Consider the following 14,485-nt stretch of genomic DNA (forward strand, 5'->3'; position numbering starts at 1 on the left):
TTATAACGTTCCTGTATTCACCCAGTGTATGCTGGGTGTCCGACAAATGTCGGACCCAGGGCGTATACCCGTAGCGTGAATATTATGTTATGTGTAGTTGATACCATCTTGAATTAACTTACTTAAGTCTTTAATATTGCTCTCTAAAAATTCATTTCCAAATATTAAAACCTCTTCTATAAATTCAGAGTTTGCTTGAAAAATAGATTTAGATTCGCTTCTATACAATTTATTAGACTCAATATATTCTTTGCATTCCTCTGAAATTCGTTGACTGAAAACATTGAAAAATGGACCTTCATGTACTATTCTGTTGCGAATATCTTTTAGAATATTCATTTTAACCCACAAAGAACTATCAACTTCTACATCATTTTTAACAAAGAATTTTCTTATATGATCTAAACCACAATATCTAAACTGTTCAATGTCGGTTTTTTTATTATCTAATGAATACATTACTATATTACGAATTTCTACTTCTATGAATGAAAACCAAGTTACAAATAAAGAACATAGAATATACTGAGGTATGTCGACATTTTTCTTTTTATAATCAAAATAGTTATATTCGTGCTCAATATCATCATCTAGATTTATATTTCCAACAGAGGTATCAAAATAACTTTTCAATGATTCATATTTATTATATAAAGTATTTCTTCTAAGCAACATTTCTTGTTCCATTTCATTTGTCCTCTCATATTCTTTTATCAATTACACATAAAATACTTCTGGCAGATCAAGAGCCGCATGGCCCACAACGCGAATATGTTGTTAGACGAAGGTTCTGACCTCATCGAGATACATAAATAAATTTAAATTCGCTATGAAAATATTCCAATCTTTACACCAATAGACTTACTAAAATTCTTATTTATATAACAACTCGCTGCATATAAAAAAGATATATTCTGAAACATATCTATTATTTGCGAATCAGTAACAGCCTCATCCCAAGTATTAAATCTTGAACCTACTAAATCAAAAACATCCTTTGCTTTTAATCTCCAGAATTCTGTCCCGATTGATTCAATTTCATGTCCTATTGATTGTCTACATTTCTCATGATCATCTGAGAATAGGTCCAAACAGTAAGAAGAAAGTTCTCCAATTTGTGGTTTCTTGTGTTTTCTAATAAGGTATTGAATGTAATCTGTGTAAAGATGCTCACCTAATTGTGACTTGAATGTATTTACATCCATATTGATAAGTTCTTCTTTTGAAAAATTCTTAGACAAATCAAGCCCTCCCAATTAATTTGAATTTAGGTCTTGTAAATAATATATTACAGAACTTTCGTCTAACCTTCCTGTATTCACGACTCAGCGCACGCTGAGTGTCCGGCGAATGCCTGACCAAGGACGAATGTCCACAGAGTGAGTATATTGTTATATGCTGCCTAATTATCTTTGAAATCCTTTTAACTTTAATCACTTTTTCCAGGAATAATTTTGGTCAAGCGTATATCCAAGCTTTTATCAAGATAATGAATCTCATAAAAGCTTTGTGATATCTAATACTTCAAAATTTTTGGTGTTATCAACTCCATCAACTAAGAGACAAATATAAGCATTGTCAAAATTAAATTCATGTTTTTTAAACTCTGATTTATGCTTATTCATTTCTTCTTTTAAAACAAAAATAAAATGATTAAAATAATCAATATTCATTAAATTAAGATCCAGTCCGTATTTAAATACTATCACTTGTAACATAATTCTATTTTCATTTATCTCTATAAAACTGTTGTTAGATTTAATTAGATTTTTAATCACTTTCTTTGTAAGATGACTGACATCCCAAGTAGTCTCCCAGATTTCAGAAAAACTTATTCCTGCCATCTCATTTGGATCTACAGGAAATAATTGATATATACCTTTGCCTCCCAGCTGCCTTATTTCATCTGTAAGAGGTTGAAATTTAATTTCTATTCTTTTAATTTCTTTATTTCTTTTTTTCTCGTAGATGAAGTTACCGTTATACAAATTTAAATTTTCAGTTCGAAAAAAACTCAATAATTCCTCACCTATTTTTTGTGATTCTTTTTCACTAACTATAGCCATTGGCATATGTACAATAAAGTTATCTTTGATATAATCATAAAGTTTTCGATCTATAATATTTGTCACTTGTTCAAAAGCTCCGTTTATTAAATCCCTGCCTTTTGAAAGCGCAATGTTTTTTTCCTCTTTAACTTTCTTTTGAGAAAAAGCGTGATGAAGTTGTTTAACTTCAATTGTCAGTAATTCATTACTAACAGTATTTTTGAACTGGAAATCCGCTGTAACTAAATTTTTAATTACCTTGTCCGGACAATCATGATGTTCATACTTCACTCCTTCTTTAGTTTGAAGCCATTCCATAAATAATGATACCTCTGGAAACTCACACTCTTTTGTTTCGCAATGTTCACAATAGTTCATTTGCAAGAAATTCATTTTTTCCTCCCATTAAAGTAAATATTAAATATTTATCTTTGTTTCTTCTTTTAGCTTGCATATAACGTTTCCGTATTCACGACGTCCGCGAAGGCGGATGTGTCCGGCTGCTCCTGCTTCCCCGAAATTCTTCCGGACCGAGGGGGGTATGCTCGATACGTGAATATTATGTTATATGAAGTAAGGTGCATCCTTGAGATACTTTCAGCCTTATTCCTATTGATTATTAATTTCGTTCAAAATATGAGGTATCTCTTCAAACGATTTTATCCAGATCACGTTCAGACCTAATTCCTTTGCATCCTGTTCTTCTAAGAAGTAAGCAAGAGTGTCTACTTCTTCTTTGGAATGATTATAGATAATTGGTAGTTTCTTGATTATGTAGTGATTAAGTAATTTATCTGGACTCTTTCTTATAGAAACGTCTAACAATCGTCTCATATTAGGGTCAGTCAAACTTAAACCAATAAATAGACAAGTGTTCTGGTTTAATTTGTTAAGTTGTATAAGGTTTGACCAACTGAATGGTTCGATAAATTGACTATGATAGGAATCCTCACTAAAAACTATTTTCGACTCGTGAGGAATGTCTCCGAATCGTGGGAGATATCCATGAACATGATAGATGGGTATTTCATCTGATTTATGTTTAATACCCTCACAATATATTGGTTTGTTTTTGATATTATTATTATTCAAATTCTCTTCAATAAGAGAATCAAAATTAAAAGTAATAATGGAATCCAGTGGTCGCTTATCTCTTTGAGGTCTTGCTAAATTTGTAATTGCATCAATTGTATCATTTAACGTAATATCACCCGAGTATAACGCTCTCCGTACTTCATCCTGAAATTCATTCCCCAAGTTATTTTTCAGGTATTTTCCAATAATTAGATTTGAATATTTAACATTGAAATCACTAGTGTTCTCAAAGTTGATATTTATATTATGATTGTTAGAAATCCTTTTCATCATTGCTTCCAATAATTTATTTAGTAGTACGTTCCACGTTGGTACCCCCGCACTCACTGATGTTCCAGCTCCACAAACTAATGTTAATCTTCCTTCAGATAATGATCTTGCTAATATTTTTTTATCTTCTGTCTGAGCTTTCTCATAAAATTTATCATTATCGATTGTAGATTGGTTGTTCTTCTTTTCCTCAGATAACCCACTAAGTAGTTCTCTCATTCCTTCATCAAAATTATTAGTTAAATTTATATACTTATAATTTGACAAATAACTTGGAACACTACTGTTGTCAATTACTACCGGCACAATCTTCCTATCTTCTCTTGAGAGGTCACCTAAGACCATAGCAGAAAACTCTCGAAATACCCATTTAGAATTTAATGAACTATTACTTAAAATCATTATTATTGCATCTGCATCCTCTATACCCTTATTAATTTTTTCTATAATGTTATCTCCAACATCTATTTTCCATATATCCATCCAAATATCATGACCAGCATTCATTAAAATGTTCCCAATTGAAGCAGCAATTTCTTTATCATCATGACTGTAACTAATGAAAACTTTCATCATTGCACCTGCCTACTTTTTTTATTCTGCACTTATTGCATATAACGTTCCAGTATTCATGAGGCCTGGCGAATGCCAGGCTTGTCCGGCCGCATTTGCTTCCCCGAAATTCCTCTACCGGACCAAGGGCTTATGCCCGATGCATGAATATAATGTTAAGCGTTGCTTCGGACTTCCTGAGTTATCCCATCCCTTTACCTCGTTTTGCTGAATTGCATCGTCTGTCTCTTCATCTCAGTGCCAACTCAAATTCCGAGTCTACTCTAACTATCTTGTCAACCCTTTAGCAATTCTCAGTTTCTACACTGTCTTAAATATTTCTTGTCAGAAATTTCGTTTCGCTTAATTTTTTTTTATTATTGACGACGAAGACCTCCTTATTTATTAGCCTGTAAATTATGAAGCGCATATTACGGAAATACTCGAATAAAACTCCCCTGAGTGCTATTAAATTGAACTCCATCAATATATGATAAAATTTTTATCATACCTTCGAATTCGATCTTAAAGTTTTCAATGTCTTTTGCGTTGGAATTATACCATTTTGACACATCTTCAGAAGCATGAACGTTTCTATGTCTGTTGTTCACAATTTCATCCAACATAGTTTTATCATTTCCAGAAAATGCATTACATCTTAAACCATCTTCAATGTCAAAATTAAGTTCCGTCATTATTATGTTTTTGATCTTATCAAATTTAGGGTTATTGAGTGATTTTAATCTTGATACAAGTTCTTGAAGTAAGGTGTCATTATCTCCTCTTATCATTGCACTAGTATAAATTATGTGCTTAACAGAACCTTCTAAAAACCTTGTTGCTTTTGTATACACATCTGTATTTAATACTGATCGAATCTTCACATCGTTAGCAGTTCTTATTGTAAATTGCTCAATATTCATCAGCTCTCGAAGAAAACTATTATAATATGAATCAATATCAGGATGATTAAAATTCATATAGATCACCGCTAAGAATTTTATAACCAATATTAATTCTTTGGCTTGTTTTTCTCCCTTTCATTTCACCTCTACTAACCATTTCAGTTAATCTATTAAAACTTTCATTCAAATTATCGACTCTAATATCGTCTCTAATAAGCAATCCAATCGGTATAATAAATGCATCATACAAAGCAAGACTAAACCTGCCGTTTTGTATCAAAACTTCACTGCCCAAACGACCTTCAACAAAATCTAATGTATTAAGAAATAGTTGTCTGTAACTTTGAGCTTTATTATTATTAAACCTATTATCTTGTAAAAAATGATCTATTTCGTCATTAGATTTGTATGTAGTAATATGTCTAAAATGTTTATCCATAACTGTAAAGAATTTAAGTATTAATTCGTAATCTCTGTACCTATCATTTTTTGAGCCACGATAGAGATTTTTCCATAGGTAATGTTCACTAAGGATTTCAATTTCTTTCAGCATATCCCCAGCAAACATACGATTTCGTAGTTCTTGACTAGTTAAGCTTTCGCCACCAATATTTAATCTATAAAAGATATCTGTAATTACGTCTTGGCTGTTTTCCATATAGGCTACAATAGTAACTGGAATCCTTGCCATTAAAAATTTATTTTTCTCGTGCTCACTAAGTTCTTTAAATGTATGTTTTTGAAAAGTGACCATATTTTTTTTATTGTAATGATCAAATGCAAAATAATATAATGAAATTAATCTTTGAATACCATCTATAATTGTATATCTGTTGTATTCTTCTTCATAGAAAAATAAATTAGGCACTGGATAATCATTCATTAAAGAATCGAGAAACAAACTTTGCTTGGATTCAGTCCATCGTACGCTACGCTCTAAATTCTCATCAAAAGTTATGATTTTCTCTTGTAATTGGTTTAAAATTTCACTCACAGACATTGTAATATTCATCGTCTTTATTGGATTATAATTTTCCCGATACATATAATAGCCTCCGAATCATTGATATTTTTAAACACTTCCTTGTTCTAAAATACTTATGCCTATGTTAAATATCATCCTTAAAGTTATCTGTTGGTCGACCTGACTTGCATAGTAAGTTTGTCTCAGTTAAAAGTTTACTTCGTTTATTCTACATTTGCCGTGTCTTCTTCGATCCTGAATACACTTAGTTGGTTCTTCATGCCACCATTGTTTATCATTTAAGTTATTTGTACTTTTGTATTTATAATATTCTTTTTCGAAGTTTCGCTTAACATCTAATCTATGTACTTCGTAAATATCATAAATCCTAACTGATATCAGAACTACGTATATGATAACCTATGAGGTGATTTATGCGAAGAAAAATTTGGTGAAAAAGGGAAAATTATTTTATACACATTTCTTCATATCCCTACGATCCAATGAACTTTGAATACGTCGAGTATTTTCAATGTCAAATGTCAAAACAAAAAGGAAGGCCTTTCTCATCCCGTAGGGAGACAAGCGACCTTCCGATGCCTTATTAATTCTTTACCGGAGATACACTACTAATCAATTTGTTCTAATGAATAATAATAAACCATTGAACCAGCTACTATTTCATCTGGTGATATCCCTTTCCCTAAACATATACCGATATTCTTTTTACCAACAATCGAATGATTGATTTGAGAAGAAATAACATCATATATCTGCTCTTCCCCATCCATTGTTTTAATCATAATCTGTTTACCGATCATCTCTTTGATTGTTGAAGGAAGTAGTTCATCCAACTCTTCATTAGCCCCCATAACGATGGTTCCGAATTCCGGAGTATCGAAGACTAACCCCACGCCAAACAGCATTTTAGTTTCCATTATATGGCCTCCTTATCTCTGATCTATGAATAGCTCGCCTTTGACATCTCGCACTCTGAGATCGGCATTACGAAGTCTAACCATCGCATCTCTCAATAAAGCATACCGTTCAGTAGAATTGAGTTCAGGAGCAAACCTTGCTGCCCGGATACTTGCCTGAGCCTCATCAAGAGCATAGTTTCTTTTGATGACTTCAGGAGGAAGATCATAAAGTGGGAACGATCTGCCTGCGATAGAAGCCTCATAGTGCCCAACAATCTCGTGAGCTAGTGTAGCATTCATTGAAATGCGTGTATTCGCACTCAAAGTCCCTACTCCCGGGGCTGCTGCTGGTAAGACATCCGTATTGATGACCAAGCGATTATACATCATGCCTGTATTCCAGGTATCATAATAACCAGGTTGTGCAATTAAGATATTTTCTTCGGGGAAATCAAGCTTGTTCAAGTAACTCTTTATCTCAATCTTTTGGTTATCCGTCAGCGGAAGCTCATTGCGTTGTCCGTCACTTAAAATCTGTCTAAAATCCACTGCCCCCTCATATTTGACAGGGGTATCGATATGCAGCTTAGGTTTGAAAACAGAGCTGACGCCTAATACCATACCACCCGTACCAAGCATACTTGCCCAATGTTCACTTGACCAAGCATTTGTAGGTAAAACGGCTTCTCTAATCGTTCCATGGACTCCAAATGTCAACCAGTTCAGTGTGTCTTGAGGCGACTCAAAAGCTTTGTCAGCTCGATCAACATACCCGTTTACGAGTCCACTCGGAATACCAAATGTCCAGTAATCCAGAAATCCGCCTACACTATCATATCTCTTCTTATATCGGTCGTCTGCCGATTGTATAAATGCTTGTCCTAGCTCTTTTAAACTATCTACAGACTTCTCAACTGCATTACGATCGTCTACACCTTCCTGTGGGCCACAAGCATTCGGTGGGGGTGGTGGTAAACAGTTCATGTCTACTTGCCCTTCCGACTCGTGATCAGCTTGGAGAAATCGTTCTCCATGGTTATGTAACACAGTTGATATTGAACTCATAAGTGTGACAACTTCAGTCATAACAAGCTGTGACTTCTTGAAATCATAGTAGAACCTTTCTCTAGTACTCCCATCCCAGTTCGCTTCTATATCAGTCATGCTTCGTAGAAGACTTTCATTCATGTGTTGAAGAGTAGTATAAGCTGTAGAGAACTGTTTACTAATTGCGAAAAGTTGCTCTGTCGTAACCATAATTCTCGTCATAGAATACCTCACACCTACTAAAGAAATATTTAGTTTCTGAATTCAGGGAATATCTGGATTTTACCGTTCATTTATTACCTCTGTCAAATACCTGTAGCAATAAGCCAGTGAAGGATCTAAACTAGAGCCCTGATCATTTTTGTTGTTACCTTTGACTTTGTTTATATACTTGTCCAACTAATTTAAAGACAGCAGGTCCCGATAAGGAACTGCTGTCTTTATGTCTTTGTAATTGACCTCACTTAATATCACTTATATATAGGAGTCATCCGCAAGCCTTTGTAATGTTTGAAATATCTATATTTAGCTTCTGCCCTTCTAAACATACAAATTCCATCCCACAACAAAAGCAGCCAAGATGAATGCCGAGAGGCCAGACATGATGTACATCACCTTTTGCTTTTTGCTGTAACTGTTCTTCCGCAGTTTGTACATAAGCAAGCCAAGAAACGCCACTGCTAGAACCACATAAAGTAGGTTAAACATTAAATTGATCCGTAACGAAGAATAAGCAGGGTAATTTGGAAACCTCAACTTCGTGTGTATGATGAAAAGATTAAGAAGGAGTGCTACACCTGCAAAGTTAATTGCAAGATGATATTTATTAAAATTGGTAGTAGGATTTCCTCGTTTATGTAGTTTGTTAAGAAGCATCCGGATTACATAGCCGATCAAAGCAATTATAGTGAAAATGGTGGCAAGCAAAGCAGGAATAAGAGATATCTTAAGTAAGTTCACCTTTACATTTGATACAGGCAAGTAATCAATGTAAGGAGTAAAGGAAATTTTCTCAACAACACCATTATGCTCGACAACGTTATAAGAACTACTTAACTCAGCTTTTGTGAATTTCTTTATATCAAGGGCTGTAAATAAATTAGTAAATCTAGATGCTGCCCGTCGTGCGGATTGAAAATATCCTCCCCCCTCCGAAGTAATTCTATTAGAATTGACGTTATCACCGAAAATTTCTTTAATAAGTCCATAATAATAAATCTCTTCAAAAGACTGGTTTGTCATGACGACCATCCCAAATTTAGATACTGGATCAAAGACAACTTTGCTGGAGAATCCTTTCAAATTCCCCTCGTGCATCAGTGTAGGCACCCAGTATTCCATCTCAACGAACCCATGCGCAAATCGCGGAGTAGAAGTACCTTCATAATATAGACTTGTAGACAACATTTCGTTTAACGTATCCCTGTTCTTAAATAAAACATTGCTATCATCCACAGGCATCAACGCTGCAAGGAATTTGCCTAAATCTTCTGCTGTCCCAATCGCTGCCCCTGTAGGATAAAAGGTTACGTATACTCTGTTCTCAGGGATCAGTTTCAAATCTTTCGTGTACCCTTCAATCTCATTTCTTCTATGTACTAGGTCTGGATGATCTTGCCCCGTTGGATGAATTGAAGTGTCGTTCATATGAAGCGGTTCGAAAATATGTTGATCGACATATTCATAAAAAGGTTGACCACTTATCTCTTCCACGATGTAACCAGCTAAACCAACGCCGTAGTTCGAATAACCCACTATGCTATTCGGTTTGTATATCTGTTTCGGCTCATTTCTACGCAACGTTTCTCCTAATTCTAACGTTTCATTCTCGGAGTAATAAAATATCTCGGCCGCTGTTTGATCTTCCCAACCCGCATTGTGATGCATCAGGTTCATTAGGGTAATTGGATCATCGTATTTCAGCTTTTTGAAAAATCCCTCTGGCAGATATTCTTGGATATCCGTGTCCAAATCAAGCTTTCCTTGTTCGACAAGCTGCATCACACTCGTATAGACCAACAGTTTCGAGATGGAAGCCCATTCAAAAACAGTAGAGGTATCCGCCTTTCGCTGATTCTCAATATCTGCGTAACCATATGCCTTATTCACGATGGTTTCACCATCTTTGATAGCCACAACCGAAACGGCAGCGGTGTACTTCTCATACGAGGCAACATAAGCATCAATCGTTTCCTCTAACTTGGATAAAGGAATTCTGGATGGTGTAGTCTCAACCTGTTTCTCATCAGCGTGGGCAGGTACTGCTGTTGCCATAATGACAAATATGTATGAAAGAACACAAGCGATTACTTTGTTTACCGTGTGATGTCCACGATTCATATGCATTAGCTTCTCTCCTTTTTATATTAAATGTTAATTGCATCTCTTGTTTTCAAGTATGCGTTTTCAAAAGAGTCCACATGAATCTAAATTTTTTTTCAACTACAATTACACTCTATTCAGGAGATAGGTCGAAGAAGTTCACCTTTCCAAATCACGATGTTTATTTCTTTGTCTACCAAGAGGCACCAATCAATAATTTCACCTATCAATTTTGGCGTGATGATCTCATCGCTCCATTTCGGTGTTAGTACTCTTCTGTATCCTATGTATTCTTACGTCCAGCCTTCGAATTCTTCTCCGATGATGACTATGTATGGGGGCTTGTTCTTAATACTGTGTTGTCCCACTTCATAAGTAACGATTAACTTCTTATCCTCAGAAACGATATGTAATTTGATTATCCCTTCATCGTCAATATCCGGTTCAACATACCAATAAAATAATCGATTGGATCGAACGATTTTACGTTTATATTTTTTTCTTACGCCCATAGCTAACCTCACATATTCCTTTTTCTCTGTATGCAGTACTTCAACAGTTTGCCCATCCACATGAACACTTTGTTATCCGATGTTGATGGGCCTTATGATTCATTCATTTTATTACTTTGTTATTCTTTCTTTATTGCCTAATATGACTTCATGAATTTCATCATATAATTGTAAATCAATAAATTCTTCATGAATCCATAGTCCTTCCTCAACATCTCCTCCCCCCATACCTCCACTAATCCCATCACCAGGAAAGAGTTTCTCGTAATATAGTCCTTGGCCTTCTCCCTCATTACAGTCCCATGCAATGGTATCTAAATCTTTTAATAGAGTATGTAATGTCTCCTCACTGCAATTTACTAGTTTCATAGGGCAAGACAAGTAGATTTGTCCTCCATCATCACCTTCCATAATTACATATGCATCTGGAGTATCTACAGCTTTCTTAAAACTATCTACAAATTGGTTGTTCGGTAGTCCGTTTGCTTCATTAAGGATATGTCGTACAGGGCTATGGTGCTCTGGAATTACACTCATCTGATTGTTCTCATCTTTTTTTCTTTCCATAAAGATGCACCTCTTTGTTTGATATGTTTTCTTGGAGATATCTGAAATTAGTTATTTACTTCATTCACTTCATTCGTTCCTATGACTTGTTCAATTGCTATATTAAATTCTTTAACATTAATGTTTAACTTAATTATTCCTTCTTTATCAAGCCCTTTTGTATCTAATCTAAAAGTACCCGCCACTGCTTCCGAACTATTACCATCAATTTTCTCATTTATGTTTAATTTAATGTCTCTATCGATTAATTGATTCTGAATATCCTTACTTATGATTGGCTCAACTGTTTTTAGCATTATTGATTTATTGGTTCTATTCCATAGATTGAAATTATATGTTACGACTGTTATACCTGCATCTTCTTCACTCCCTCCCAGTCCAATTGAAATCGAGTTTATTATTAACCCGTCCTCAACAATTTCATCCGCCTTCATACTGTTTGAACTACAACCACTTAGGGCTACTATTATTAAAAGAAATATTAAACTCATTGCATGCTTTTGATTCTTCAATTCAGGAACTCCTTTAGGTTTATTTTCCTATTACAAAATCACATAGATTATGTTCAAAGTCATCTGAATTACAATATGGTGGAACAGTTGAGCTATTTCGAACCGTAAAATCAATAGAATACTGATCGTTTGGATACTCTTTAAAGCTCTTATAATATATGAATACTCTTACTTTATACTTAGCTGAAGGTAAGGCATTAATTACGTTATTTAAATCCTCTGATGTCAGTGTTTCATTTTTCTTTCTTAATTTAATCCAAATATCATGTCCATTATTACTCCAGTAACGAAGAGTTTCAGTCTTGCTTTCGTTATAATCAAATTCCAATGGTGCTATTTTATCAACAAAACCTGTTTTTAAGTTATTCATATAACTTTCCACATAAGGCTTCGCGCGGTTTGTTTGATAAGTATCAATCACATTATTAGCCACATCGACGACTGGCAAAGTAAGCATAGCGGTAACAACAATGATTACAATACTTGGGCCAATATAGGAGTTGGAATTGTAAATGAGTCTGCCAAGTAGTAAAAAAAAGATTGTTCCTACTACCGCCAAAGCAGCAACCCCGAAAGCAGCAGGCTTGTTATCACTACTAATGAAACCACCGCCAATATTAAAGATAAAAAACATGAAAGAATAAAAACATCCAACGCCGACTCCTACAGCAGATAATAAGTAGATTGACTTCAAAAATATTCTCAAAATTCCCGCATCCCTGCTCTGGAGTTTATGTATTAATACATTCATCAATAATCCTTCATCAGGAAGTTTCATATAACGTTCTTGTATCACTCCCCAATGTAAACTGGGTGTCTGGCTCTTACCGGGCCCAAGACTAATGTCCGCAGCGTGAATATAATGTTATCTGATGTCCATTCCTTTTAAGCATTTCTCACGAACTTTATTTCTTAATCCAATTCTTCATCATATGGATTTGTATACAAATCCACATCAATTTCAGCATGAATCATATTAACGAATTCAATAAAATCAGAATCGAAATAAAGAGCAGGAGTTTTGCCCTCTTCTATTCTGATTACAATGAAAAATTTCGTAAATAATCGATGTTCAATCCGAATCGAATTGATTTCTTTCACTTTATTTTTTAATAGATCAACTATTTTTGTTAATTGGTGATTTACATCTAATGATTCTTCATACTCTGTACCTAATGTCCATGATGTTTCTTTTATTCGATGCCTTTTGTTAATTATATCGCCTTTATAAGCCGTATTCGTAGGTTCAATTTTAAGTATTGAAGTTACATAATTCGGATCGAATTCATCTCCAAACAAACTAAAATAAGCCATTACTTCGGTTTTGTCTTTCAGGAGTTTCACCTCTTTAAGAATTGATGTATGGATTTCGCCTAACATTCAAAGATTCGCGACTGGCTTCATTTTAGATAGCTCTTATCTTAGGATAAAACCTGTGTGGGTAAGTTATGCTTCTACTGTATCTATTTCATACAATCAAGGGCGTATGCTCGTAGCGCGAAACTTTTGTTATGTGATGTCTCATTCCACCTGAAACACTCCAAAAAATATTGTTTAATCAGAAAATATATAGCAAGTGAAATCCTCATTTAATCCAGAAATTTTTAATATCTTCTACTATAATTTCTGAAATATGTTTGGATGAATCCTGCGGGTATAAACATATTGTTACGATAAGAGTTAAACATATCATTAACCCTACAATAACTCGTCCAACGACTCTAAATCCGGTGTATTTAAGCAAATAATAAACTAAACCAGAAGAGATCAGAATAATCATACCATTCATCATAAAGGTTATGGGCAAGCTTATGATTCTTCCTAATCCGGTGTTAGGATATTTTAATAAAAGTAAAATCTCTTATACTACAAATGGAACTGACAGTAGCACAATGTAAAAAAAATGACTTTTGAATTTTCTCTCCACCACTGAACTCACCTACTCCAACTCTTTTAATACAATTTCACATAATATTTGGTGTTTACAAGCCCTTGAACCCTAACTGACCACCAATAACTAGAGAAATTTCACTATTTCCCTGCTTATCGTTCATCAGCGTATATATATTATCATCCATTGTAATAGACACAACAAAATATTCCGGTCCGCCTCCAACTAATGCTGAATCTGTGTCTGTTATCTCAAAAAACTAATGTAAATTTATCTCCATCGAGTTTTCTCAACAAACGTTAACTGTCTGCCCAACCCTTGATCTTCTGCCTGCAATGAAATGTTAACCAGATCATCAACTTTCACCGAAACCAAATACATATGGCTTTTCTAACTCTGTAATGGTGCCTTCATATGTCGTTCCTTCACCATCATCGAAGGCAAGCTTGCCACCAAGTCTGCGATCCATCTTTCCTGTTGCGAAAGGGGAGCATTAGGAGAAGGAACTAGGCTTTCATCACATATATCCATCTTCAGGTTCACCAACTTCAAAGCCCAACACTTTTGACGCTTCCAGCTTAAATGTTTCTATCCAAGACACCCAATCATCAATATTCATCTGTGCATAAAATGATAATCCACTAGGCTCTACGGATGCCTCAATAAAAACATCATCCTCTTCAGACCCAAACCAATATGGAACTCCACTTTTATAACCAATCCACCCTGGCATACGCTCATACACTTTAGAAACTTTATCCCATACCTCATCAGGCAGATCATACCTTATATTTAGGTTGCAATTATGAGAATTTATGTTGTTCATTTACATTCACTCCCTCTACCTCAGACGGACTTCAAGATATATCCTCTATTTTTA

Annotated in this window: 15 protein-coding genes and 1 pseudogene; all 16 read right to left on the minus strand. The window is 34.6% G+C overall.

Going from position 1 to position 14,485, the window contains the following annotated elements; genetic code table 11:
* Positions 1-87: 87 nt before the first annotated feature.
* Positions 88-687 carry a hypothetical protein gene (locus MHB84_RS05105; protein ID WP_076290089.1) on the minus strand — a complete coding sequence of 200 codons (600 nt, stop codon included), beginning with the start codon at positions 685-687 and terminating at the stop codon, positions 88-90.
* Positions 688-827: 140 nt separating this feature from the next.
* Entirely contained in the window at positions 828-1,241 is a 414-nt protein-coding gene (locus tag MHB84_RS05110; RefSeq protein ID WP_076290090.1) for a hypothetical protein, read from the minus strand.
* 255 nt (positions 1,242-1,496) lie between these two features.
* Positions 1,497-2,441, minus strand: a complete 945-nt coding sequence (locus tag MHB84_RS05115) for a hypothetical protein (RefSeq protein ID WP_076290091.1) — start codon at positions 2,439-2,441, stop codon at positions 1,497-1,499.
* Between the two features lie 216 nt (positions 2,442-2,657).
* On the minus strand, positions 2,658-3,989 hold the full coding sequence (locus tag MHB84_RS05120) for a TIR domain-containing protein (protein WP_341131321.1): 1,332 nt from the start codon (positions 3,987-3,989) through the stop codon (positions 2,658-2,660).
* A gap of 407 nt (positions 3,990-4,396) precedes the next feature.
* Positions 4,397-4,945: a hypothetical protein gene (locus MHB84_RS05125; protein ID WP_076290092.1), complete on the minus strand. Its 549-nt coding sequence runs from the start codon at positions 4,943-4,945 to the stop codon at positions 4,397-4,399.
* Positions 4,935-5,915, minus strand: coding sequence for a DUF262 domain-containing protein (locus MHB84_RS05130; protein WP_076290093.1), 981 nt, complete (start codon positions 5,913-5,915; stop codon positions 4,935-4,937). Before MHB84_RS05130 ends, MHB84_RS05125 begins: the two co-directional genes overlap by 11 nt.
* Before the next feature lie 548 nt (positions 5,916-6,463).
* Positions 6,464-6,772, minus strand: a complete 309-nt coding sequence (locus MHB84_RS05135) for a hypothetical protein (RefSeq protein WP_083678964.1) — start codon at positions 6,770-6,772, stop codon at positions 6,464-6,466.
* A 12-nt stretch (positions 6,773-6,784) separates the two neighbouring features.
* Positions 6,785-7,738 (minus strand): WXG100 family type VII secretion target, encoded by a 954-nt coding sequence (locus MHB84_RS05140; protein WP_256716856.1) that lies wholly within the window; start codon positions 7,736-7,738, stop codon positions 6,785-6,787.
* Between the two features lie 30 nt (positions 7,739-7,768).
* Positions 7,769-8,023, minus strand: a pseudogene (locus tag MHB84_RS05145) (WXG100 family type VII secretion target); the annotation flags it as partial.
* A gap of 318 nt (positions 8,024-8,341) precedes the next feature.
* Positions 8,342-10,147, minus strand: a complete 1,806-nt coding sequence (locus MHB84_RS05150; protein ID WP_076290095.1) for a serine hydrolase domain-containing protein — start codon at positions 10,145-10,147, stop codon at positions 8,342-8,344.
* A gap of 269 nt (positions 10,148-10,416) precedes the next feature.
* On the minus strand, positions 10,417-10,635 hold the full coding sequence (locus MHB84_RS05155; protein WP_256716847.1) for a hypothetical protein: 219 nt from the start codon (positions 10,633-10,635) through the stop codon (positions 10,417-10,419).
* A 111-nt stretch (positions 10,636-10,746) separates the two neighbouring features.
* Positions 10,747-11,202 carry a hypothetical protein gene (locus MHB84_RS05160; RefSeq protein WP_076290096.1) on the minus strand — a complete coding sequence of 152 codons (456 nt, stop codon included), beginning with the start codon at positions 11,200-11,202 and terminating at the stop codon, positions 10,747-10,749.
* Between the two features lie 47 nt (positions 11,203-11,249).
* A complete protein-coding gene (locus tag MHB84_RS05165) occupies positions 11,250-11,714 on the minus strand; it encodes a hypothetical protein (protein ID WP_076290097.1) in 465 nt (154 codons plus the stop codon).
* Between the two features lie 19 nt (positions 11,715-11,733).
* The gene (locus MHB84_RS05170) at positions 11,734-12,492 is read right to left on the minus strand and encodes a hypothetical protein (protein WP_076290098.1); all 759 of its coding nucleotides are present in this window, start codon (positions 12,490-12,492) and stop codon (positions 11,734-11,736) included.
* A gap of 134 nt (positions 12,493-12,626) precedes the next feature.
* Positions 12,627-13,094, minus strand: coding sequence for a DUF4279 domain-containing protein (locus tag MHB84_RS05175; protein ID WP_083678965.1), 468 nt, complete (start codon positions 13,092-13,094; stop codon positions 12,627-12,629).
* A 1,028-nt stretch (positions 13,095-14,122) separates the two neighbouring features.
* Positions 14,123-14,431: a hypothetical protein gene (locus tag MHB84_RS05180; protein ID WP_076290099.1), complete on the minus strand. Its 309-nt coding sequence runs from the start codon at positions 14,429-14,431 to the stop codon at positions 14,123-14,125.
* Positions 14,432-14,485 lie beyond the last annotated feature (54 nt).

The sequence above is a fragment of the Paenibacillus sp. FSL F4-0087 genome (assembly GCF_038020215.1).
Classification (GTDB): Bacteria; Bacillota; Bacilli; order Paenibacillales; family Paenibacillaceae; genus Paenibacillus; species Paenibacillus taichungensis.

What these genes read in the sequence shown, in the direction of transcription:
- MHB84_RS05105 (WP_076290089.1), bottom strand. Translation starts at nt 687, where the DNA reads ATGGAACAAGAAATGTTGCTTAGAAGAAATACTTTATATAATAAATAT.
- MHB84_RS05150 (WP_076290095.1), bottom strand. Translation starts at nt 10,147, where the DNA reads ATGCATATGAATCGTGGACATCACACGGTAAACAAAGTAATCGCTTGT.
- MHB84_RS05180 (WP_076290099.1), bottom strand. Translation starts at nt 14,431, where the DNA reads ATGAACAACATAAATTCTCATAATTGCAACCTAAATATAAGGTATGAT.
- MHB84_RS05115 (WP_076290091.1), bottom strand. Translation starts at nt 2,441, where the DNA reads ATGAATTTCTTGCAAATGAACTATTGTGAACATTGCGAAACAAAAGAG.
- MHB84_RS05135 (WP_083678964.1), bottom strand. Translation starts at nt 6,772, where the DNA reads ATGGAAACTAAAATGCTGTTTGGCGTGGGGTTAGTCTTCGATACTCCG.
- MHB84_RS05160 (WP_076290096.1), bottom strand. Translation starts at nt 11,202, where the DNA reads ATGGAAAGAAAAAAAGATGAGAACAATCAGATGAGTGTAATTCCAGAG.
- MHB84_RS05140 (WP_256716856.1), bottom strand. Translation starts at nt 7,738, where the DNA reads ATGAACTGTTTACCACCACCCCCACCGAATGCTTGTGGCCCACAGGAA.
- MHB84_RS05175 (WP_083678965.1), bottom strand. Translation starts at nt 13,094, where the DNA reads ATGTTAGGCGAAATCCATACATCAATTCTTAAAGAGGTGAAACTCCTG.
- MHB84_RS05125 (WP_076290092.1), bottom strand. Translation starts at nt 4,945, where the DNA reads ATGAATTTTAATCATCCTGATATTGATTCATATTATAATAGTTTTCTT.
- MHB84_RS05155 (WP_256716847.1), bottom strand. Translation starts at nt 10,635, where the DNA reads ATGGGCGTAAGAAAAAAATATAAACGTAAAATCGTTCGATCCAATCGA.
- MHB84_RS05120 (WP_341131321.1), bottom strand. Translation starts at nt 3,989, where the DNA reads ATGATGAAAGTTTTCATTAGTTACAGTCATGATGATAAAGAAATTGCT.
- MHB84_RS05130 (WP_076290093.1), bottom strand. Translation starts at nt 5,915, where the DNA reads ATGTATCGGGAAAATTATAATCCAATAAAGACGATGAATATTACAATG.
- MHB84_RS05170 (WP_076290098.1), bottom strand. Translation starts at nt 12,492, where the DNA reads ATGAAACTTCCTGATGAAGGATTATTGATGAATGTATTAATACATAAA.